19 protein-coding genes are annotated in these 19,761 nt (G+C 60.5%); all 19 read right to left on the bottom strand.

The annotated features are described in order from the left end of the window. Positions 1 to 14: 14 nt before the first annotated feature. Complete coding sequence (locus tag C5J24_RS19940) at positions 15 to 1,010, bottom strand: biotin-dependent carboxyltransferase family protein (protein ID WP_105420286.1); 996 nt, start codon at positions 1,008 to 1,010, stop codon at positions 15 to 17. Next, positions 1,007 to 1,714 carry a 5-oxoprolinase subunit PxpB gene (gene pxpB / locus C5J24_RS19935; RefSeq protein ID WP_105403323.1) on the bottom strand — a complete coding sequence of 236 codons (708 nt, stop codon included), beginning with the start codon at positions 1,712 to 1,714 and terminating at the stop codon, positions 1,007 to 1,009. Before pxpB ends, C5J24_RS19940 begins: the two co-directional genes overlap by 4 nt. Then, positions 1,711 to 2,136: an acetyl-CoA carboxylase gene (locus C5J24_RS19930; protein WP_105420284.1), complete on the bottom strand. Its 426-nt coding sequence runs from the start codon at positions 2,134 to 2,136 to the stop codon at positions 1,711 to 1,713. Before C5J24_RS19930 ends, pxpB begins: the two co-directional genes overlap by 4 nt. Next, complete coding sequence (gene accC / locus C5J24_RS19925; protein WP_105420282.1) at positions 2,133 to 3,512, bottom strand: acetyl-CoA carboxylase biotin carboxylase subunit; 1,380 nt, start codon at positions 3,510 to 3,512, stop codon at positions 2,133 to 2,135. The genes C5J24_RS19930 and accC overlap by 4 nt, the downstream gene beginning before the upstream one ends. Continuing rightward, positions 3,512 to 3,955: an acetyl-CoA carboxylase biotin carboxyl carrier protein subunit gene (locus tag C5J24_RS19920; protein ID WP_105420280.1), complete on the bottom strand. Its 444-nt coding sequence runs from the start codon at positions 3,953 to 3,955 to the stop codon at positions 3,512 to 3,514. The genes accC and C5J24_RS19920 overlap by 1 nt, the downstream gene beginning before the upstream one ends. Positions 3,956 to 4,155: 200 nt before the next feature. Continuing rightward, the gene (locus tag C5J24_RS19915) at positions 4,156 to 5,412 is read right to left on the bottom strand and encodes an FAD-binding oxidoreductase (protein WP_105420278.1); all 1,257 of its coding nucleotides are present in this window, start codon (positions 5,410 to 5,412) and stop codon (positions 4,156 to 4,158) included. A gap of 34 nt (positions 5,413 to 5,446) precedes the next feature. Continuing rightward, complete coding sequence (locus tag C5J24_RS19910; RefSeq protein ID WP_105420276.1) at positions 5,447 to 6,946, bottom strand: tripartite tricarboxylate transporter permease; 1,500 nt, start codon at positions 6,944 to 6,946, stop codon at positions 5,447 to 5,449. A gap of 9 nt (positions 6,947 to 6,955) precedes the next feature. Continuing rightward, positions 6,956 to 7,420 (bottom strand): tripartite tricarboxylate transporter TctB family protein, encoded by a 465-nt coding sequence (locus C5J24_RS19905; protein ID WP_256427177.1) that lies wholly within the window; start codon positions 7,418 to 7,420, stop codon positions 6,956 to 6,958. Beyond that, complete coding sequence (locus C5J24_RS32410; protein ID WP_245446724.1) at positions 7,411 to 8,202, bottom strand: molybdopterin dinucleotide binding domain-containing protein; 792 nt, start codon at positions 8,200 to 8,202, stop codon at positions 7,411 to 7,413. Before C5J24_RS32410 ends, C5J24_RS19905 begins: the two co-directional genes overlap by 10 nt. Next, the gene (locus tag C5J24_RS19900; RefSeq protein ID WP_245446722.1) at positions 8,199 to 9,785 is read right to left on the bottom strand and encodes a molybdopterin-dependent oxidoreductase; all 1,587 of its coding nucleotides are present in this window, start codon (positions 9,783 to 9,785) and stop codon (positions 8,199 to 8,201) included. The genes C5J24_RS32410 and C5J24_RS19900 overlap by 4 nt, the downstream gene beginning before the upstream one ends. Before the next feature lie 2 nt (positions 9,786 to 9,787). Then, the gene (locus C5J24_RS19895) at positions 9,788 to 10,759 is read right to left on the bottom strand and encodes a tripartite tricarboxylate transporter substrate binding protein (protein ID WP_105403317.1); all 972 of its coding nucleotides are present in this window, start codon (positions 10,757 to 10,759) and stop codon (positions 9,788 to 9,790) included. A 95-nt stretch (positions 10,760 to 10,854) separates the two neighbouring features. Beyond that, positions 10,855 to 11,634 (bottom strand): SDR family NAD(P)-dependent oxidoreductase, encoded by a 780-nt coding sequence (locus C5J24_RS19890; protein WP_105420274.1) that lies wholly within the window; start codon positions 11,632 to 11,634, stop codon positions 10,855 to 10,857. A 10-nt stretch (positions 11,635 to 11,644) separates the two neighbouring features. Continuing rightward, entirely contained in the window at positions 11,645 to 12,592 is a 948-nt protein-coding gene (locus C5J24_RS19885) for a 4-hydroxy-tetrahydrodipicolinate synthase (RefSeq protein WP_105420272.1), read from the bottom strand. A gap of 298 nt (positions 12,593 to 12,890) precedes the next feature. After that, positions 12,891 to 13,574 (bottom strand): TetR/AcrR family transcriptional regulator, encoded by a 684-nt coding sequence (locus C5J24_RS19880; RefSeq protein ID WP_105420270.1) that lies wholly within the window; start codon positions 13,572 to 13,574, stop codon positions 12,891 to 12,893. Between the two features lie 161 nt (positions 13,575 to 13,735). Further along, positions 13,736 to 14,296 (bottom strand): hypothetical protein, encoded by a 561-nt coding sequence (locus C5J24_RS19875; RefSeq protein WP_105420268.1) that lies wholly within the window; start codon positions 14,294 to 14,296, stop codon positions 13,736 to 13,738. A gap of 133 nt (positions 14,297 to 14,429) precedes the next feature. Then, on the bottom strand, positions 14,430 to 15,089 hold the full coding sequence (locus C5J24_RS19870) for a transcriptional regulator (RefSeq protein WP_105420266.1): 660 nt from the start codon (positions 15,087 to 15,089) through the stop codon (positions 14,430 to 14,432). A gap of 212 nt (positions 15,090 to 15,301) precedes the next feature. Beyond that, complete coding sequence (locus C5J24_RS19865) at positions 15,302 to 16,540, bottom strand: D-arabinono-1,4-lactone oxidase (protein WP_105403311.1); 1,239 nt, start codon at positions 16,538 to 16,540, stop codon at positions 15,302 to 15,304. 9 nt (positions 16,541 to 16,549) lie between these two features. After that, the gene (locus C5J24_RS19860) at positions 16,550 to 17,317 is read right to left on the bottom strand and encodes an SDR family NAD(P)-dependent oxidoreductase (protein ID WP_105403310.1); all 768 of its coding nucleotides are present in this window, start codon (positions 17,315 to 17,317) and stop codon (positions 16,550 to 16,552) included. 282 nt (positions 17,318 to 17,599) lie between these two features. Then, positions 17,600 to 19,696 carry a carboxy terminal-processing peptidase gene (locus C5J24_RS19855; protein ID WP_105403309.1) on the bottom strand — a complete coding sequence of 699 codons (2,097 nt, stop codon included), beginning with the start codon at positions 19,694 to 19,696 and terminating at the stop codon, positions 17,600 to 17,602. Positions 19,697 to 19,761 lie beyond the last annotated feature (65 nt).

Here is a 19,761-nt window from a genome sequence, read left to right as displayed (position 1 = left end):
TGACCGATCGTATTTCAGGCCATCGCCTTCAAGGCGCGTTTGACCATCTCAGATGTGGTCCGGACGTCTTCGACATAACGCGCGACCGCCTGCTCCACCGCGCGCGCCTCCGCGTGCGTGGACCGCACGAACCGCAAGCGGCTGCCTATGCGGGCCTGGCCAAGCCGCCACAGGTCGCATTCGATCACGCCGGCGATCTTCGGATAGCCACCCGCCGTGTTCGCATCGCTCATCTGGACTATGGGCTCCCCACCGGGCGGGACCTGGATCACACCGGGCACGATCCCATGGGAACGCATCTCAACCGACGCCGTCGGCTTGATGGGCTCGCCCGACAGACGATAGCCCGTCCGGTCGCTACGGGAAGAAATCTTCCAGGTCTGGCTCCAGAAGGCGTCGCCGTCATTGGGAAACAGGGCATGCTCGCCACCGGGCAATGCACGGACCGGCAGCGCGCCGTCAACGAGATCCGGAAAGACGTCCCGGAGCGCCACGGCGGGCTCGATGACGGCCAGGCCGTTCGCCGGAACCGGGGCAAAGTTGGCGCAGTCACCGAGCACGATCCGATCACCTTTTACCAAAGGCCGACCGGCATTGCCGCCGAAACTGCCGCGCAGGGATGTGCTGCGCGACCCCATGACCGATGGAACATCCAGGCCCCCGCCGATGGAAACATAGGCGCGCGCAAGTATCGGAGGATGCTTCAGCTCGAGCACCTGTCCGGCCTCGGCGGTATAGGCGCACCAGGGAAGCAATTCCAATCTGTCCAGTATCGGATCGCCATCGGCGCCCGTGACCGCGAAGACCGTCCGCCGGTCGAAACGCAGGCTGAATGGGAAGGTCTGCACCTCTATCCCGGCCGCACCCTCGTCGTTCCCGACAAGGATATTGCCGATCCTCACGGCAAGCGGATCCATCGCGCCGCTGCCCGAAACGCCGATGTCGCGATACCCCGGTCGCCCCAGATCCTGAACCGTATTGAACGGGCCGGTTTCCACAATTTCGATCATAGCTCGATCCTAGCCGGCACGAACCGCACCGTATCGCCCGGCGCCATCATCGCCGGCTTGGGCGACGTCGGATCGAACATCTGCAATTCTGCGAAACCAATGGAATTCCAGCCGTTCGGGCCGGTGAGCATTGCAACGCCGGTCTGCATGCCGCCGATGGTCACGCAGCCCTTCGCCATCTTCAGCGACGGCACGGTCTTTCGCGGCATGTAGATGCGCGGATCGAGGCCGTGCAGGTAACCGAAGCCTGGAGCGCTGCCCAGGGCAAAAACACGATAGGTCGCTTCGTGATGAATACGGACGATCTCACGGTCGCTGAGCCGGGCAAGATCGCAAAGCGCGGGCAGGTCCGCCGCATGCTCCCCGCCGTAGTGAACAGGGATTTCGATCGTCTTTCCGTCCAGATCGATGCTGCGGGCATTGTCCCATGCCTTCAGCAGCCGCGCCACGACGGCCTCGGGATCCTGCGGCGCCTCCTGGAATATCGTCAGAAGGTTGGTCATTCCCGGAACGATTTCGGCGATATCCGGCCAGCCTCGGACCGCCTGGGAGAGCGCCCAAATCCGGCGCTGTGCGGCGAGATCGAATTCTCCCGGCGCCTCCAGCAGGAAGGACCTCGCGCCGATCGACGAAACCCGAGCCCGGCCGTGAGTGGCGGGCAGGATTTCGCGCAGCGGTGCATGGCTGTTGATTGTGGCAATCATGATTGAGGCTCGATCTCGAACAGGGGATCGCCGAAGCCGACCAGCGCATCGGGTTCGGCAAGCTGCTTGGTCAGAATACCTGCGCGGCCGGCACAAAGTGGAAGCAGGAGGGGGCCGACGCGAAGGAAACCGAGGATGTCTGCGGCGAGAACCGATGGCAGACGGTCGGTGGCTGCCTGCCGCGATGGGCTGCCTGGGTAAAAATGGCCGGCCATCGGCGCCTTGACGACCACCAGCGGCTGAGCCGTCGGGGCTGGCCGAGGGGTCACGGACACATCGACCCCGGCTTCATTCCCCGTGGCAATGACGATGCGCAACCGTCCGCCGGGCCAGGAGATTTCCAGGCCACTTGCCCCGGCTGCCGTCAGCGCCTCGGTGAGAAACGCGATCGTCGCGGGATCGCTGAAATCGATCGCGCTCATGGCGCTCTCCGTTGTTTCAGCCATTGCTCGAGATAATGGATATCCGTCTCGCCGCGCGCAAACGCGCTGTCCTCGAAGAGTGCCCGCAGGAAGGGAATATTCGTGGAAATTCCGTCCACCCGCGTTCCGGCAAGCGCCTCGCGCATCCTTGCCATCGCCTCCGCCCGCGTCGGCGCATGAACGATCAGCTTGGCGATCAGCGAGTCGTAATAGGGTGGCACCTTGTACCCCGCATGGATATGGGTATCGACCCGGATGCCCATCCCTTCGGGAAGGGCGAGACTGGTGATGACGCCGGCGGACGGCAGGAAAGTATTAGGATCCTCGGCATTGATGCGGCATTCGAAAGCATGCCCCTCGCATTTCACATCAGCCTGGGCCAGATCGAGCGGATTACCCTGAGCCACTTTGATCTGCGCCTGCACGATGTCGACCCCGCTTGTCATTTCGGTGACAGGATGTTCGACCTGAAGCCGGGTGTTCATCTCGATGAAATAGAAAGCGCCATCCTCGTAGAGGAATTCGAAGGTTCCGACGCCCCGATAACCGATCTGGCGGCAGGCCTCGACACAGGCTCTGCCGACGGGCCGGATCACATCCGGCGATATCCCCGGTGCCGGAGCCTCTTCCACGACCTTTTGATGGCGGCGCTGCATCGAGCAATCCCGGTGCCCGAGCCAGACTGCATTGCCATGGGTGTCGCAAAGGACCTGGATTTCGATATGGCGCGGATGCTGGAGGAATTTTTCCATGTAGAGCGACGGCGAGCCGAAAGCCTGCCGCGCCTCCTCCCGGGTGAGCGCGACCGCCTCTTGCAGCAGACCGGCCTCCGGCACGACACGCATGCCCCGCCCGCCGCCGCCGCCGGCAGCCTTGATGATGACGGGATAGCCGATCTCCAGGGCCAGGCGCTCGACGGCGGCCGGATCGTCGGAAAGCGCCGTATCCGGTCCCGGGACACAAGGAACTCCGGCTGCGATCATTGCCCTCTTTGCCGAGATCTTGTCGCCCATCGCCTCGATTGACGACGCGCTCGGACCGATGAACGCCAGTCCGGCTTTTTCGACGGCATCGGCGAATGCGGCATTTTCCGAGAGAAAACCATAACCGGGATGGATGGCGCCGGCGCCCGTCAAGCGCGCCGCCAGAAGAAGAGCATCCTTGTTGAGGTAGCTTTTTGCCGCGCTCGAAGGGCCGATGCACAAGGCGCTATCGGCGGTCTTGCCATAGGGCGCCTGCCGATCCGCTTCGGAATAGACGACGACCGTCTTGAGACCCAGTTCCCGGCAGGCTTTCTGGATCCTGGTCGCGATCTCTCCGCGATTGGCAATCAGAACCGTATCGAAACGCGGGGGACTGTCGAATGTCTCAGGCATCACGCGATCTCCGCGAGCAGATCACCCGTCTCGACTTCGCCGCCGTCGATTTCGGTCAGGTTGACAATACGCCCGGACCGCGGCGCGGCGATCTTGTTGAAGACCTTCATCGCTTCGATGATGAAGAGAGTCTGCCCCTCCGTCACCTCGTCTCCCGGCTTGACGAACGGCCCCTCGCCCGGTGCCGAACTGCGATGCAGCACGCCGGAGACCGGCGCTTTTACGGGAATGGCCGACGCGTGGCCGACAGCCGGCAGTTCATCAGGCCCCATCGACACACCCGTAACCGGCTGTTGCCCCCGCGCCAAATCGGCGGAGGCCTCTCCCGCCATTGGCTGCGACCGGAAGATCCGGACCGTCAGGTCCTTCTCGGTCACGGTGAGTTCGGTGATGCTCGATCGGCCGACAAAGTCGATCAGGGTCTTGATCTTCGAGAGGTCCATATTCGCGCTCGGTATTTCGAATGCCGCCGCGCGATTTCGGAGATCAAGTCGCGTGATACGGTAACGTTGCGTAACACGATCGCGCCGCCGATGGGGTCAGACGAACTTTTGATGGACCGGCTCAGTTCCGGCATCCGTGCGGACGATCGGGCATCCCGTCGAATTTCGGCCGTTGCTCATGGCGCGTCAGCCGTTGCAGATCAGCGAAAACGGGCGGCAGACAACGCCGATAGATCGACGGCACATTCGCGCCCGGCGATCAGGCCTGCAACAAGCGCGCCGCTCACCGGTCCGGCTGCAAGGCCGACATGACCGTGGCCAAATGCATGAACGATATCTTCGGAAGACCGCGAAAAACCGATCACCGGAAGGCCGTCCGCAGTCGAGGGACGATGCCCCATCCAACGTTCGATACTCCTGTCCTCGGATATATCCGACAGTGCCGGATAGGTTCCTTTCGCGTGTTTCAACAGGATGTCGGCGCGGGTCCAGTTCGGTCTTTCCTCGACACTTGCCAGCTCGACTTGTCCGGCAATGCGAAGTCCGGCAAGCGTCGGATTGTTGCCCATCCTGCCGTCGCTCGGCATGATCGGCATCTCCCCCTTGCCCAGATGATAGGGAACGACCACGTGGTAACCGCGCTCGCTCTGCATCGGGATTGTGTCACCGGCGAGCGCCGCAAGTTTTTTCGAATGTATTCCGGCAGCGATGACGGCCTTGTCGCACGCCACGATGCCCGCTTCTGTCCGGACGCTCGAAAGCCGGTTGCCGGTAAGAATGAAACCGGTCGCCCTTGCATTGATGCGCTGGGCGCCAAGGTCCACCGCATGATCCACCATCGCTACGACATAGCCTCCCGGATCCACGCAATGACCGCCATCCTCGACGAAGGCAGCAAAGGAGTAGCGGGATGAAAGATTGGGCTCGAGTTCGTGCAGTTCGGCTGAGGATAGCTCTCGATAGAAAACGCCGTTGTCGCGTCGCAGGCGCCACGCAAAAGCCTCGGCCTCGAAAGCCGCGCGATCCTGGTACACGTAGAGCAGGCCCTTGCGGTGGATTAGGTCCGGCCGTCCGATTTTTCCCGCCAGTGCCGCATGCCGGGATGGAGCATCATTCAGGAGGCTCGCCAGAATTCTCGCGGTCCGTTCGACCTTGGATCCAGTCGAGCCGGCCAGCATAAACCGCAGCAACCAGGGTGCGAGGCGTACCAGATGCCGCCAGCGGATGGTCAGCGGCCCGGAGGGATCGGAAAGATAGCCGGGCACCTTCCTCCAGAGGCCGGGCATCGACATCGGGATGATCGAGGCGGGGCTCAGCCAGCCGCTGTTACCATAACTCGCCGCGTGGCGACCACCGGGCTGTTCCGGTTCGACGATGGTGACCTCGTGCCCGTCGTTCAACAGTTCGAGTGCCGTCGATGCACCGACGATACCCGCTCCGATGACCACTACATGCATGGCGTTTCACTCTGCGTGACTGGAATAAGCCGGTTCATTCCTGAAATGCCTCTTCGCGGACGGCCTTGATCTTCGGCAGGGCGACCACGGCGATGGCGAGCACAGCAAGGACAAGCAGACCTGCCGAAATCGGACGATCGACAAAAACGCTGGGATTACCGCGTGCGAGGAACATGGCTCTACGGAAATTTTCTTCCATCATCGGCCCGAGAATGAGGCCCATCACCAGCGGTGCCGCGTCGCAATCGAGCTTGGCGAAGACGTAGCCGGCGACGCCGAAGGCGCCGAGTAGCCAAATATCGAAGACCGAGTTGCCGAGCGAGAACGCGCCGATCGAGCAGAACACCACGATAGCCGGAAAGAGATAGTGGAAAGGCATCGTCAGCAAGCGCGTCCAGACGCCGATCAGCGGCAGGTTCAAGACCAGCAGCATGACATTGCCAACCCACATCGACACGATGACGCCCCAGAACACGTCCGGATGTTCGGAAATCAGCGTCGGCCCGGGTGCGATACCCTGCATGATCAGGGCGCCGAACATCAAGGCCATGACGGCATTGGCCGGCAGGCCGAGCGTGAGCAGCGGGACGAACGAGGTCTGTGCTCCGGCATTGTTGGCACTCTCGGGCGCTGCTACGCCTTCGATCGCACCACCGCCGAAACCTTCGGGCGGGTTGGCAACGCGTTTCTCGACGGCATAGGCAGCGAAGGCGGCGAGAAGCGCGCCGCCGCCCGGCAGAAGTCCCAGCACGGAACCGATCCCCGTGCCGCGAAGGATCGGCGCAACCATCCGGCGCCAGTCTTCCCGCGACGGGATCATCGAGAAAAATGGTGCATTGATGGCCGTACGGCTTTCCGGGGTTTCCAGATCTTTGATCAACTCGCCGATGCCGAATAATCCCATCGCTACGACGACGAAATTGATCCCGCTCGACATCTCTTCAAAACCGAGCGTGAAACGCGGCACGGCAGTTTGCACGTCCTGGCCGACAAGGCCTATCAGAATGCCGATGAAGACCATGGCAAGTGCCTTCGGCAGCGATCCGCGCGAAAGCACGACAGAGGCGACAAGCCCGAGGATCATCAGTGAGAAGTATTCCGCGGGGCCGAACAGCAATCCAATTTCGGCAAGCGAAGGCGCAAACAATGCCAGCAACAGCGTGGCGACGGTGCCGGCAAAAAAGGAGCCGATCGCCGCTGTCGACAGCGCCACGCCCGCTCGTCCGTTGCGGGCCATCTTGTAGCCGTCGATCGCCGTAACCACGGACGATGCTTCGCCCGGCAGGTTGAGAAGGATGGCCGTCGTCGAACCCCCATATTGTGCACCGTAATAGATGCCGGCCATCATGATCAGCGATGTCACCGGTTCAAGTCCGATGGTGAAAGGCAGGAGGATGGCCATGGTCGCGGCAGGCCCGAGGCCTGGCAGGACGCCGACGAGGGTCCCGAGCAGCGTGCCAATCAGGCACCAGAACAGGTTCGTCGGCAGGATTGCCTGGTCAAAGCCGAGCAGCAGGGCGTTCAGCGTCTCCATGTGATCTTCCTAAAACCGGAACCAGGGGCCGATGATGGCAATCGGCATACCGAGCCCCTTGATGAATGCGAGGCTGCAGGCCGCACCGAGTCCGAGCCCGTACAACGCTGATTTCGCCGGCTGCAAAGGACGTGAGGCAAACGAGGAGATGAAGCAGCAACAGAAGATCGCCGGCAGCAATCCGCCGCCGCGAACGACCAGTCCAAACACCACGATCGCTGCAATGATGAACGTGACCTTCGAGGAATAAAGGCTCGGTTGCTCTTTGCCGGTGTCATGTTCCTCGGCCGTAAAGGCGACGACAAGGCCCATGGCGATCAGGCCCGAGGCTACCAGGCCCGGAAATGCACCGGGGCCGATTTTGCGCCAGGTACCATAGGAGAGATCGAGGCTGCCCAACAAGAAAGCCGCGCCGATCAATACGAACAGGAGCCCTGCAATCAATTGCGGATTGACACGTAAGGTCACGGGCATTCCTTTCCGTTGGACGCTTTCGATCGCGGATCGGGAACCAGATCAGGCGGGCGATAGGCGCGCACATGCGGCGGCGTGCCGATGAAGCGGGAGATCTCGACAAGGCATGAGTTCGAGCTTGGCCCCTGTGCGAGACGGGACGTCCCATGATCCGGCGTCAGTACGTTCGGATTGCCGTTCAGTTCCAGTGAACCCGGCTTCAAGGGGTCCGCCGGATCGAACCAGGCGCCCGTCGCCAACTGCACGACCCCGGGCATGACGGCATCGGTAATGGCTACGACCGCCAGGCACGCACCGCGGGCGTTGGAAATGGTCACCACCTCGCCTTGCGCCAGCCCGCGAGCCGACGCGTCATCGGGATGAATGCGCACCGGCTGACGGCCGCCGCTTTTGGTCCGGCGCGACGGTGCTGCATGGTCCCACTGGCTGTGTAGCTTGTCATGCGGCTGGCAGGACAGGAGATGCAGTGGATAGATGGCCGCCAGTTTGCCCCCCAGCCATTCGGCCGGTTCCACCCATGCCGGATGGCCGGGGCAATCGGCATAGTCGAAGCCGGCAATGAGCTCCGAGGAGAGCTCGATCAGACCGGACGGCGTGCGCAGCGGATGGGCAACCGGGTCAGCGCGAAACGCAGAAAGGAAAGGCCTGTCCGCGTTTTGGCTTTCCACCTCGATCAGCCCCGCATTCTGGAACGTGGGAAAATCCGGTAGGGAAATGTCGCGCAACGCAGCGTTCGCCTGCGCGTCGGCATAAAGCTTCTCCAGCCATTCGGGTTCGCTCAATCCATCCGTGAACGCCGCTTCAGTCCCCAGCTTTTTGGCAATGCGACGCAGGATCTCGTGATCCGACAATACGTCCGCAGGTGGTGCTGCCGCGTGTGTCGAATATCCGAGAAAACTCTCGCGGCCGCTGGCAACCAATCGTCGCGTTCCAGGAATGTCGCGGCCGGCAACACGATGTCGGCATGCCGGGCGTTGGCATTCCACCAGTGCTCGTGGACAATGATCGTTTCCGGCTTCTGCCAAGCTTCGACCAGCCGATGAAGATCCTGATGATGGTGAAAAGGATTGCCACCAGCCCAATAGATCAGCCTTATGTCCGGATAGATCCGTTTTTTGCCGTTGTAGTCGTATTCCGCTCCCGGCGAAAGCAGCATGTCGGCAATCCGCGCAACCGGAATGTAGTCGGAGATGGCATTCTGCCCCTGCGGCAGCGACGGCCATTTCACGGCCGGCGCCGGCTGGCCGATGCCCGAAATGGATGCATAACCGAAACCAAATCCTCCGCCGGGCAGACCGATGCGACCCAGCAGCGATGCCACCGCGATTGCCGCCCAATAGGCCTGTTCGCCATGGTCGGCGCGTTGCAGCGCCCATGCCATCATGATGAAGGTTTTTTTCGAGGCCATGGTTCGGGCAAGGGTGAGGATATCCTGCGCTTCAAGGCCGGTAATGCCGGCTGCCCAGGCGACATCCTTGACGACGCCGTCCACCTTACCGAACAGATAATCCCGCAATGTTTCAAAGCCGACGGTATAACGTTCGACGAAAGCTGCGTCGTGACGATCCTCCTGGATCAGCACGTGGGCGATGGCCAGCAGCAGGGCGGCGTCGGTCCCGGGTCTCAGAGCCATCCATTGGGCATCGAGCTCGCTTGCGGCATCATCCCGGACGGGTCCGATGTTGACGAAATGGGCGCCTGCCTCCTTGCAGTCGAGCAGATACTGGCGGGTTTCATGGCGGGAAACGCCGCCGGCATTGACCTGAGCGTTTCGAAGCGGCGTGCCACCGAACATCACGATCAGGTCCGCATGGCCGACGATCTGGCTCCATGGGCTGTGGCCGGAGATCAGCCCATCGGTGGAACCGATGACGTGCGGCAGGATGACCTCGCCAGCGGCATAGCTGTAGGTCTGGACGGAACGAACCGAACCGCCATTCATGTTGAAAAAGCGCTTCAGCTGGCTTTGCGCATGATGAAACCGTCCGGCGCTCGACCAGCCGTAGGAACCGGAAAAAATCGCGCCGTTGCCATGCTCGTCCCTGACGCGGCGAATTTCGCCGGCAACCAGCTCGATTGCCTCCTCCCAGGAAACCTCGACAAATGCCTCGGCTCCCCGCCGGCCGGCACGATTGCCCGGTCCATTTTCCAGGAAGGATCGCCGGACTGCTGGCTTGAGAATGCGGCACGGCGCAAGCCTGTCGGCTGGAAGTTCGCCACCGAATTGCACCGGGTCGGGGTCGCCCGCCATCGGACGAATGGCGCCCTGCAAGCCATCATGCGTGTAGAACCCCCAATGGGTTCCGACATGGCGCTGGCCTGCCGAAGGCTCCGAATGCTGCGTCGTTTTCGGAGCCTTCGTCATCTTCATTCCACCTTGATGCCGGCCGTCTTGACGATCTCACGGTACCGCTTTGTCTCGTCAACCACGAAGGTCCTCAGATCGGCGCTGGTCTTGTACATCGGCTCGAAGCCGAAGACCGTCAGCTTGTCCTTGAATTCGGTGGAGGTGACAACATCCTGCAGGACCTTGCCGAGATATTCCGCCGCCTTTGGATCAAGATTTTTCGGCGCCCAGACGCCGTACCAGGAGAGCATTTCCAATGCAGGCATGCCGCTCTCGGCAACGGTCGGGACATCCGGTGCCAGGGGCGAGCGGGTCAGGCTGGTCACCGCAAGCGGCTTCAGCCGGCCTGCCTTGACATGCGGCAGCGACGACAGGATCGGGTCGGCGATCAGTTGCACCTGGCCGCCAATCATGTCGGTCAGGGCCGGACCGGCTCCCTTGTAGGTGACCACTTCAGTATCGACGCCAGCTTCACCCTTCAGGACTTCCACAGCCAGATGACCGGCCGAGCCATAACCGGAGGTGGCGAAGTTGTAGGAATCCGGATTTGCCTTCACCTCGGCGAAGAATTCCTTCAGCGTGTTGGCCTTGTCCGACGGATTGGTGGTGATCAGCAGCGGGCCAGCCGCGATGCCGCTGATATGCGTGAAGTCATTGACGACATCGAAAGGCACGTTCTTGTTGATCAGCGGCGTGACCACATGGATCGACGCATTCAGCAGCAGGGTGTAGCCATCGGGAGCAGCCTTGACCACATCGGACGAACCGACCACGCCGCCGGCACCGCCCGCACGGTTATCGACCACGAAGGTCTTGCCGGTCTTGAGCGAAAGCGCGGCGGCAAGAACGCGTGCAACGCCATCGACTGCACCGCCCGGCGGATAAGGCACGACAATGGATACCGGCCGACTGGGATAGTCGTCCGCCTTGGCGAGGCCGGCCACCGGCAGCGTCACCGAGAGAAAAAGCAATGCTGTTGCGAAGCGGTTCATAGATGGATTCCTTCTGGCTCCAAGAGGATGTATGCAGTCGAAAGTCATTTTATGCATCGCGGATCCTTCGCGGCGAGCAGCAATCCGCTCCGACCTCAGAACGTTCCGGGATATTGCCCGCCATCGATCAGCAGGTTCTGAGCGGTGACGAAGCCGGCATTCGCCGAGCAGAGGAAGGCAATGTAGGCGCCAACTTCTTCGGGGCGTCCGTAACGGCCAGCCGGATTCTGTGCCGCACGGGCGGCCCATATTTCGTCGAAAGAACGACCGCTTTCCTGAGCAAGTACCTCGACATGCTGGCGCTGGCCATCCGAAGCAACAATGCCCGGGAGCATGTTGTTAATCGTCACATTATGGGCGATCGTCTGCCGAGCCAGGCCCGCGACGAAACCGACGAGGCCGGAGCGTGCCGCATTCGACATGCCAAGCTCGGCCTGGGCGATCTTGACGCTCCGCGACACGATGTTGACGATGCGGCCGAACTCGCGCTCCATCATTCCGTCGACAGTCAGGCGTATCATGTCGATCGGTGTCAGCATCATCCGATCAATGCCCCGCAACCAGTCCTCACGAGACCAGTTGCGGAAATCACCGGGCAGTTCGCCATCGGCGTTGTTGACCAGGATGTCGGGTTTTGGGCAGACAGACAGAATGGCTTCGCGACCGGCAAGCGTGGTAATATCGCCGACGACAGCGGTGACGCGGGCGCCGGTAGCCGCGCGGATTTCTGCGGCTGTCGCCTGCAGTGTTTCGGGCGTGCGGGCGATGATGGTCAGATCCACATTCTCCCGCGCGAGAGCCATTGCGGCGGCCTTACCCATGCCCCGGCTTGCGCCGGTAACGATAGCATTCCGACCGGAGATCCCGAGATCCATCGGCCGAGCCTCAGGCGGCCAAGGCCGAAGCGGGTTTCAGCTTCCAGCCGTATTTCTTGTCGAGGCCGAGATCCTGGACGATGCGAATGCCCTTTGCGAGCGCTTCGCCTTCAAGGCCGGTCAATGGCCGCCGCAGTTCGCCAGCCGGCAGTCCGACAGCCTTCATCAGCGATTTCACGGCCACCGGATTGATCGCCGAGTAATTGTAATGCAGCAGCGGCAGAAGGTTCAAATAGGTGTCGCGGAAGCCTTCGGCTTCGGCATAACTCGTCCACGGACGCGACATCACCGCCACTTCGGCCGGGGCAATATTGCCGCCCATATTGGCGGTGCCATGACCACCAAGGCTCATTGTTGGAACGACGAGGCCGAGATTGGGGCTGTCGCAGCACATGACCGAAACATCCGGACGCGCGGCGAGAACCTGGGCAACCTGCCCGACACGCGCAGTGGATTCCTTGTGAATGACGTAGTTCGGATGCTTGAAGATGCGCAGCAGGTGGTCCCAATGCAGGTCGCTCTTGACGCGCGGCGGGTTGTTGTAGAGCCCGAGGGGCAGGTCGGTCGCGTCGGCGATCTCCAGGAAATAACCTTCGATGTCGGCTTCCGGGGCGCAGATATACGCTGGCGCAGCGAGAATGGCGCCGTCTGCGCCGTTATCCCTGGCGAACTTCACATTTTCAATCGTAACGTCCGTGTTGTTGCCGGTGCAGCCAAAGAAGATCGGCATCTTGGCCGTTTTCATCTTCGACGTCTCGACGATGATTTTCTTCTTCTCGTCAGCCGACAGCATGGATACCTCGCCGGTCGAGCCCATGATCAAGACGGCAGAGGTGCCGTTCGCCTCGTGGAAGGAAAGCAATGCGCGGAATGCGCCCATATCGACGGCGCCCGACTTGTCGAACGGTGTGATCAAGGCAACGAAGGATCCGGTGATCTTGGGGGCAGCAGCAGTCATTGCACGACTCCAGGAATGTTAAACGATGTTTGAAACATAATTTGAGACGAGGCGGAGTCAATGACTTTAATCGGTCAGACCGCCCAAGAATCAAGCAGCGGCCGGTGACTTTGGAAAAACCCGCATGCGATCGAAGGGATAACCGGAAAGACAGTCTAATCTTGAAATATATGCCCCAACCTTTTTCTCAAAAGGCAATAAAAAAGATTATTATCCAGCGTAGACCCGATATTGGATAGAAACTGAAGTATATCTTAGCTTAAGCAGCTTCTAGCTGTAAGTTCGAGATTTGGCATCATCACGCGACGGCAGGCGCCTGGAATCCAGTGCAGATAAACCGCGAGAGCTGACGGATGATCTCTTCGTCGTCATCGGTATCGCAAAGGCCGCCGGACAGTTGCTTGAGGCGGTACGATGCCGGGTCTGAATCGATCAGGACCTGCATGATGGCGCCGATCGAGAAATTGTAACGCCAGAAAATATCGCGGCGCTGCATATCCGGTAGTGCTCGACTAAAGGCATCGATAAAACGGAACACGGCAGGATCGACGCGACGTATGAAAAAACGGTTGGTCGATTCACGCGGCCGCGAACGGACCTGCAGGATCAGCCGCGTCAAAGGACGGGCGCCCGAGGCGTCACGGCTGAATTGTACCATCGGCCGGACAAGAGCCCCGACGACCTCCTCCAAAATCGGGAATCCCGGCCGCGCTGAGGCCTCGCATTTTTCCAGAGCTTCTATCCGGGCATGGGTATAGGGCTCCATCATCAGGTTAAGCACCTCGCTGACGAGCTCCTCCTTGGAGCCGAAATAATAATTGACGGCTGCAACATTCACATCGGCCCGCCTCGTGATGTCGCGAACGGTCGCCAGATCAAACCCCTGCTCGATAAATACTTCGCGCGCGGCCGCAACAATCCGCTCCCGCGGCTCATCCGCGCGATCGACTTTGGACGTTCCGCTATCTGCCTTTTTTGCCATGCATCCCAAATTCTTTTGCTTCGTGGCTATCGTCGTCGTTTTGTAGCGGACCAACGGGGGCCATCAAGTGCAATCTTGGGGAGCATGAGGATTTGTGGGGTCGTCATGAAGCTTGGCCAAGTTGCATTGGCTGGGTTAGGGTGCGATGGACAACGGCACGTTCAGCGTTCGAACCGCTCCAGCATCCTCTTCAGTTGCGCATTTTGCAGCTGAAGCTTGCGCGCCAGCTGGTCCCGCAGCAGCCTGATCTCGTCATCAAGGCGGATTGCATCGTCAGAAACGGCGGGAACGCCTGGAGAGGGTGGCGGAACGGCTTCACCCCCTGCCGCTTTCTTGCCCCGGGTGCTGCGCTTTCGCGTTGCACCTTCGCCCGCCTGGGAGGGTTTTGGTGCGGTGTGTGCGGCAGTATCGGCCTCATCGGACAAGGCCGGATCAACCGCCTCCGCGGGCCCGGCGCCTTCGATATCTGCCGTGCCGTGGATATCGCTTGCCGTTTCTTCGGAATGATCCGCGTCCGCTGACACCGCCTCCGATTGTTCGTAAGCGACCGGCTTTTCGTCGACCAGAGGATCCGCGGCGTTCAACCCGTTGTCGGCGACCGTTTCAGTCGGCTTGGCGATGGCCAATATGTCCGGCTTCACGTCATCGGTCGGGCCGTGTTCTTGGCGTTGCTGACGTCGCGGTGACACAAGCCGGGCAAGAAGTTTCCATGGAGACGCCATTTTATTCGACCTCGTATTCTATCCCGCATGCAGGCTGCGAGCAAAAGCGTTGGCGGCGGGACTAGCCGCCGCCAAGATATTCGTCTCGATATAGCCTTGAGAATGCGGCCAGCGCTTGACCGACGGCTGCCGATCAACCGAGGTTGAGCCGCTTTCGCAGATCGGCATTTTCAGCACGCAGCTTCTCAGCCAGTTGCTTGCGCAGTCTCTGGTTTTCCTCTTCCAGCTGCAGAAGATCCGCAAACTCGTCAACGGCCGCCACCGACGGCGCGGTCGCTGCCTGCACGGCCTTCGGAGCACGTTTGACAGGCGCACGTTTGGCGCTTGCAGCACCTTCGTCGGATTTTGCCTTGCGTCCTCTCTTCGGCTTGACCGCTGCGGCACTCGAAGCCGCTGCCGGTTGTGCCGAAATTGCGGCTGAGGCCGTCTCGGGCGCCGCCTTTTTGGCGCGAGGTTTGCGCTCCTTCTTCGGTGCGGGCGCCGCAACCGTCGGCATGTCAGCATCTGTCATCGTATTGTTTTCGTCGGCCATTATGGTCTCCTGTAAAGCCGATGCATTTGTCTCCTGCTCGATCGGCGGTGTCAACAACGCCGCGGCCTGTTGTTCGCCGGCGAAAGACATTCCGGGGCTGCCAACCTCGGAAGTTTCCGGCACGAATGGCATTGCCTCGTCCTGCAGATCCTGCGCCACGGACTTGAGATCCATGTCTCCCCAGATCGAGTTCGGATTGGAATTGAGTTTTCGCCGACCCGATCTGTACTCGACGGCAAAGCTGCGCTGGACTTTTTTCACTTTAAGAGGCCTTGGGTGTCTGCGGTGATGTTTCGGCGACGCTTTCAGCATCGCGACAAGCCCTGCCAGATAACCCCTATCGCCCCGGCGGTCCAGACCCCTGGGCGATACCCGGCCCGAACTCTGATCCTGCCGCACTGATGGGATGTGCCGCGGCCACCACGATAGCGGGTCGGCCGAAGCGCCAAGTCGAGGCTCGCCTAGCTTGACGCCTATCCAAACAACATCTTCAAATGATCGTTCAGGAACCGGCCCTTCGGATCCAAATCCCGTCTCAGTGCTCGAAACTCTTTGGCGCGAGGGTAAAGCCTTGTCACGTCGTCCGTGTCGAGGAAATGCATCTTTCCCCAATGCGGGCGAGAATTGTATCCGCCTAGAATTTGATCGACATCCTTCAGGAAGGGCCAGTAATCGATACCTGGGCCACCCGACACCGACAGGGTGATGCTGTCCTGGCGATGAAAGGGGCTCATCCATGCCGGATCGCCGGCCGTGAAGCGGTATTCGATCGGATAGATACAGTTGGTGTGCTTGTTCAGCATCAGATCCCGGACAGCCCTTATCGCGGCCTTGCCGTGTTCGAGGGGAACGGCATATTCCAGTTCGACGAAATTCGGCACGTATTCGATCGGATAGACTTCGGAACTGTAGGCGATCTTTTCGAATTCGCTCTCCATCGGCGCGGCGTCGGTGATGTCCATCACCTTCATCTCGCAGACATCGGCCAGCTTGTTCGTGCTCGACACCGCAGACGTGTCGGGAAGGCAGTACAGATGACGGCTTTCCGGCGTCGGGCACCAGAAGAAGCCGAAATGGCGGTGCCTGGAAGCCAACTCGTCGTGACGCTCCATGCAGGTCTCGAAATCGTCCCGCCAGAGACGCTCGTGCAGATTATAGGCGTCCATGACGTTGAGCGTCAGCGAGGAGATAACGCCGAGCGTTCCCACCGAGACCTGGGCTGCGTGCAGCCTGTCACTGTCGCGACCGTCGATATCGAGGACATCGCCGGTCGCGGTGACGATACGCAAGCCGGCAATCGATGAGGCCAGGTTTCCGAGCTTGATCCCGGTACCGTGGGTCCCGGTCGTAAACGCACCGGCAACAGCCTGGCTGTCGATGTCGCCCTGGTTGATCAATGAAAGACCGTGTTCTTTCAGCGTCCTCCCGACTTCGTTGATGCGTGTTCCGCCTGCCACCGTGATCTGTTTTCGATCACGGTCGATGTTTTGCACGCCGCGCAGGTTTGCGAGCGACAGCAACAGCCCGTTGGTGCCGACGACGGGTGTGAAGGAATGTCCAGAGCCCGAAACACGCACTGCCAGATCACGCCTGTCGGCTTCGTGGACAAGCTCCGCCACTTCAGCCTCCGTTTCCGGCGAAGCTTTGAATTGTGAAACGCAATATTGATTGCCGACCCAGTTGCGCCACAGGCCGCCTTTTTCCAGAGCCATGTTTTCCCCTCACATCGCTGTAAAACAATTATCGACAAACAGGTGGGTCCCGCTGACGAAGCTGGCGTCGTCGCTCGCCAGGTAGAGCGCCGCCTTGGCGACCTCGTCCGGCCGGCACATCCTGCCTTGCTGAGCCGTGATCGCTGCATCCGAGACGTCCACGCCGTAGCGGGTCAGTTCCTCGACCTCCTTCTGGCCGTGTGGCGTCTGGATGAAGCCGGGGCAAACCGCGTTGCAGCGGATGTTGCGGTCGCGGAATTCGACCGCGATCGCCCGGGCAAACATGTGGCAGGCGCCCTTGGTCGTATCATAGAGAACTTCCATCGGTGTCGCGGCGACCGCCGAGATCGACGACGTGCAGACGATGGACCCGCCACCCGCCTTGATCATGTGCGGCAGGACCGCACGGGTCATCAGGAACATGCTGCGGACATTGATGGCCATCAGCCGGTCCCAGTCCGCCACAGAAGTTTCGAGGAACGGCCGGACGATGATCGTTCCGGCATGATTGAACAGCACCGTTATCGGTCCGAGTTCACCGGAAATTGCGTCTACCGCCTGTTTCACCTGCAGTTCGTCGGAAACGTCGGCGGGTGCAAACGCAGCCTTCAGGCCTTCTTCACGCAGCCGTGCTGCGACAGCCGCCCCCTGGCTATGCGGGAGATCGACAATCCCCACAGCCGCCCCCTCTCGCGCAAAAAGCTCGGTGGCGGCAAGGCCGCACCCACCCGCGCCGCCACTGATGAGCGCGATCTTACCGTCCAGACGACCAGCCATTCAACCTCCAACGATTGCTGATAACGGCCGATCGATGGCTGAGTGGGGCTCTTTTCGAGCCTCTTATTCTCCGGCCGATGAAGGGCAGCTTACTCCTGCTTGGTAGCAGCAAACTGGCCTAATTTTGCGCCGCGGTCTATTGCTGACTTGACCCGTCTGTTCAGGTGCGTCGGGTGGCCGGTCAATCTGACTTCGTCCCCCTACGAAAGGACTTCTCCCAAGGCGGAACGCTTTCCGTTCGGGGGTTTAGAAGCCCACGCTCTGGGTGTAGGCATCCCCCATTTATCGGGTGCCGGTCTTTCGCGCATTTTCAGCCAAATCGGCCTGATCGGCAACAATTGAGGCTGCTTCGTTTCTCAAGACGTCCTTGGCGTTCTTGCGGGCATTTTCAATCGCGATATCAGCATTCAGGCTCCGCTCATTTGCTTGCAGGCCATCGTCTTTATCGGGAACCAAACCATCGTTTGCCTGCTCGCGCGCCTTGAGACGGGTCGTAAGAGCAGTGAGTTCGTTCCGACGTTCAACTTCATTGAGGGAGATGACACGCTTTTCACGTTGCACCTTCAGCTCTGCGGCGTCTTCTGCGAAACGTTGAAAATCCCGATCGCTTTGTACCCGAGTATCATGCCGGCCTTGCAGTTGCTGCAGCAGCCCGCTCCTGTTGCCTGCGGCCGCATAATTCGCAGGCTTGATCTGACCCCAAGGCAGCGCATTGTCATAACTCGCTTCACCAAGGGTCTTCGGGTCCGAGAGGCCCGGCAAGCTAATATCGGGTGTCACGCCGCGCAGCTGTGTCGTGCCGCCGTCGACCCGGAAAAATTGGGCGATCGTCAGTTTCAATTGGCCGAATTTTGGTTTGCTGTTATGGGCCACCTGATCGAGGTCGACCACCGTTTGCACGGTACCTTTACCGAAGCTAGGTTCGCCGACGATCACGCCGCGACCGTAATCCTGTATCGCTGCGGCAAAAATCTCCGAGGCCGACGCTGAGCCGCGATTGATCAATACCCCGAGCGGACCCGCCCACGCAGGCGTCGGCAGATCATCGCTTTCTACCTTGATCTTGCCATCGGCGTCGCGTTGCTGAACCACCGGGCCTTTCCCGACGAACAGGCCTGTCAAGTCAATCGCCTCGGCCAACGAGCCTCCACCGTTGTCGCGCAAGTCGATCAGGACGCCGTCGACCTTTTCCCGTTTCAGTTCGCCAAGAAGCTTGGCAACGTCTCGGCTTGCGCTTCTGTAGTCTTTCTCGCCTTTTCGCCGCGCTTCGAAGTCCTCATAGAACGCCGGCAAGGTGATCACACCAATTCTGCGCGCGACACCGCGGTCCTCCAAGGGCAGGATGGTCTTTTTTGCGGCCTGTTTTTCGAGGCTGATTTTGTCTCGCACCAGGCTGATGACGCGGCGGCTTCCGTTCTCTCCGGCATCCGCCGGCAAGACATCCAGGCGCACAACGGAATTTTTCGCCCCGCGGATCATTTGCACGACTTCATCAAGGCGCGTGCCCACGACTTCCTTTATGGCGCCATCATCGCCCTGACCAACACCGACAATGCGGTCGCCGACCGCCAGCATTCCGGACAATTGCGCAGGCCCACCCGGCACGAGCTCACGGACCGTCGTGTAACCATCGCGCTCCTGCAGTACGGCGCCAATACCGACCAGTGAGAGCTTCATCGAAATGTCGAAATTGGCCGAAGCGGCGGCGCCGAAATAGTCCGTGTGCGGATCAACGGACGTGGTGTAGGCGCCCATGAATGACTGGAACGCGTCGTCGCTCTTGTAGGTATAAACGCGCTCCAGGATATTCTTGTAACGTTTGTCGAGGGTATCGCGAATAGCCGTGTCGGCTTGGCCTGCCAGTTTCAACCGCAGCCAGTCGCCTTTGACGCGCTTGCGCCAGAGGTCATTGCTCTGCTCTTCGGATTTCGGCCAGGGCTCTTTGTCGCGCGACAGGGAATAGTCTTCCCGCACGCTGAAATCGAAGCCCTGTTTGAGCAAGTTGCGCGCATATGTCATGCGGTCCACAACTCGCTGCGAATAGACGTTGAAAATCGAAAACGGAACCTTCAGGTCTTCGCCGACGATGGCATCATCGATCTTGGTGCTGTCGGCCGCGAACTTGTCGATGTCGGCTTGCAGGAAAAAGCTCCGGTCGGAATCCAGAGACTCGATAAACCGATCCATGATTTTAGCCGACAAGGCATCGTTGAGCGGAACAGGCTTGTAAGCATATCGCGTCAGGAACTGTGCGCTCAAATGAGCGGCTTGCGCCTGCTCCTGCAGCGGCGACAAGACCGGCGGCGGTCCAAGTTCCAAGGAGTAGGCCGACGGTGCGATTGCAAGGAACAGGCCAAGGAAACCATATCGTATGCGCATTCAGCTTTGATCCCATTTGCAAAATCGAGTCTATACTACGCAATGTTGGTGCAACAATGATGCCG

Source organism: Neorhizobium sp. T25_27, from assembly GCF_002968565.1.
GTDB lineage: Bacteria > Pseudomonadota > Alphaproteobacteria > Rhizobiales > Rhizobiaceae > Neorhizobium > Neorhizobium tomejilense.
This window is presented reverse-complemented; position numbering and strand designations above follow the sequence as displayed.

Excerpts from the sequence above, each read along its gene's own strand:
- C5J24_RS19940 (WP_105420286.1), bottom strand. The coding sequence starts at position 1,010 with ATGATCGAAATTGTGGAAACCGGCCCGTTCAATACGGTTCAGGATCTG.
- pxpB (WP_105403323.1), bottom strand. The coding sequence starts at position 1,714 with ATGATTGCCACAATCAACAGCCATGCACCGCTGCGCGAAATCCTGCCC.
- C5J24_RS19930 (WP_105420284.1), bottom strand. The coding sequence starts at position 2,136 with ATGAGCGCGATCGATTTCAGCGATCCCGCGACGATCGCGTTTCTCACC.
- accC (WP_105420282.1), bottom strand. The coding sequence starts at position 3,512 with ATGCCTGAGACATTCGACAGTCCCCCGCGTTTCGATACGGTTCTGATT.
- C5J24_RS19920 (WP_105420280.1), bottom strand. The coding sequence starts at position 3,955 with ATGGACCTCTCGAAGATCAAGACCCTGATCGACTTTGTCGGCCGATCG.
- C5J24_RS19915 (WP_105420278.1), bottom strand. The coding sequence starts at position 5,412 with ATGCATGTAGTGGTCATCGGAGCGGGTATCGTCGGTGCATCGACGGCA.
- C5J24_RS19910 (WP_105420276.1), bottom strand. The coding sequence starts at position 6,946 with ATGGAGACGCTGAACGCCCTGCTGCTCGGCTTTGACCAGGCAATCCTG.
- C5J24_RS19905 (WP_256427177.1), bottom strand. The coding sequence starts at position 7,420 with ATGCCCGTGACCTTACGTGTCAATCCGCAATTGATTGCAGGGCTCCTG.
- C5J24_RS19900 (WP_245446722.1), bottom strand. The coding sequence starts at position 9,785 with ATGACGAAGGCTCCGAAAACGACGCAGCATTCGGAGCCTTCGGCAGGC.
- C5J24_RS19895 (WP_105403317.1), bottom strand. The coding sequence starts at position 10,759 with ATGAACCGCTTCGCAACAGCATTGCTTTTTCTCTCGGTGACGCTGCCG.
- C5J24_RS19890 (WP_105420274.1), bottom strand. The coding sequence starts at position 11,634 with ATGGATCTCGGGATCTCCGGTCGGAATGCTATCGTTACCGGCGCAAGC.
- C5J24_RS19885 (WP_105420272.1), bottom strand. The coding sequence starts at position 12,592 with ATGACTGCTGCTGCCCCCAAGATCACCGGATCCTTCGTTGCCTTGATC.
- C5J24_RS19880 (WP_105420270.1), bottom strand. The coding sequence starts at position 13,574 with ATGGCAAAAAAGGCAGATAGCGGAACGTCCAAAGTCGATCGCGCGGAT.
- C5J24_RS19875 (WP_105420268.1), bottom strand. The coding sequence starts at position 14,296 with ATGGCGTCTCCATGGAAACTTCTTGCCCGGCTTGTGTCACCGCGACGT.
- C5J24_RS19865 (WP_105403311.1), bottom strand. The coding sequence starts at position 16,540 with ATGGCTCTGGAAAAAGGCGGCCTGTGGCGCAACTGGGTCGGCAATCAA.
- C5J24_RS19860 (WP_105403310.1), bottom strand. The coding sequence starts at position 17,317 with ATGGCTGGTCGTCTGGACGGTAAGATCGCGCTCATCAGTGGCGGCGCG.
- C5J24_RS19855 (WP_105403309.1), bottom strand. The coding sequence starts at position 19,696 with ATGCGCATACGATATGGTTTCCTTGGCCTGTTCCTTGCAATCGCACCG.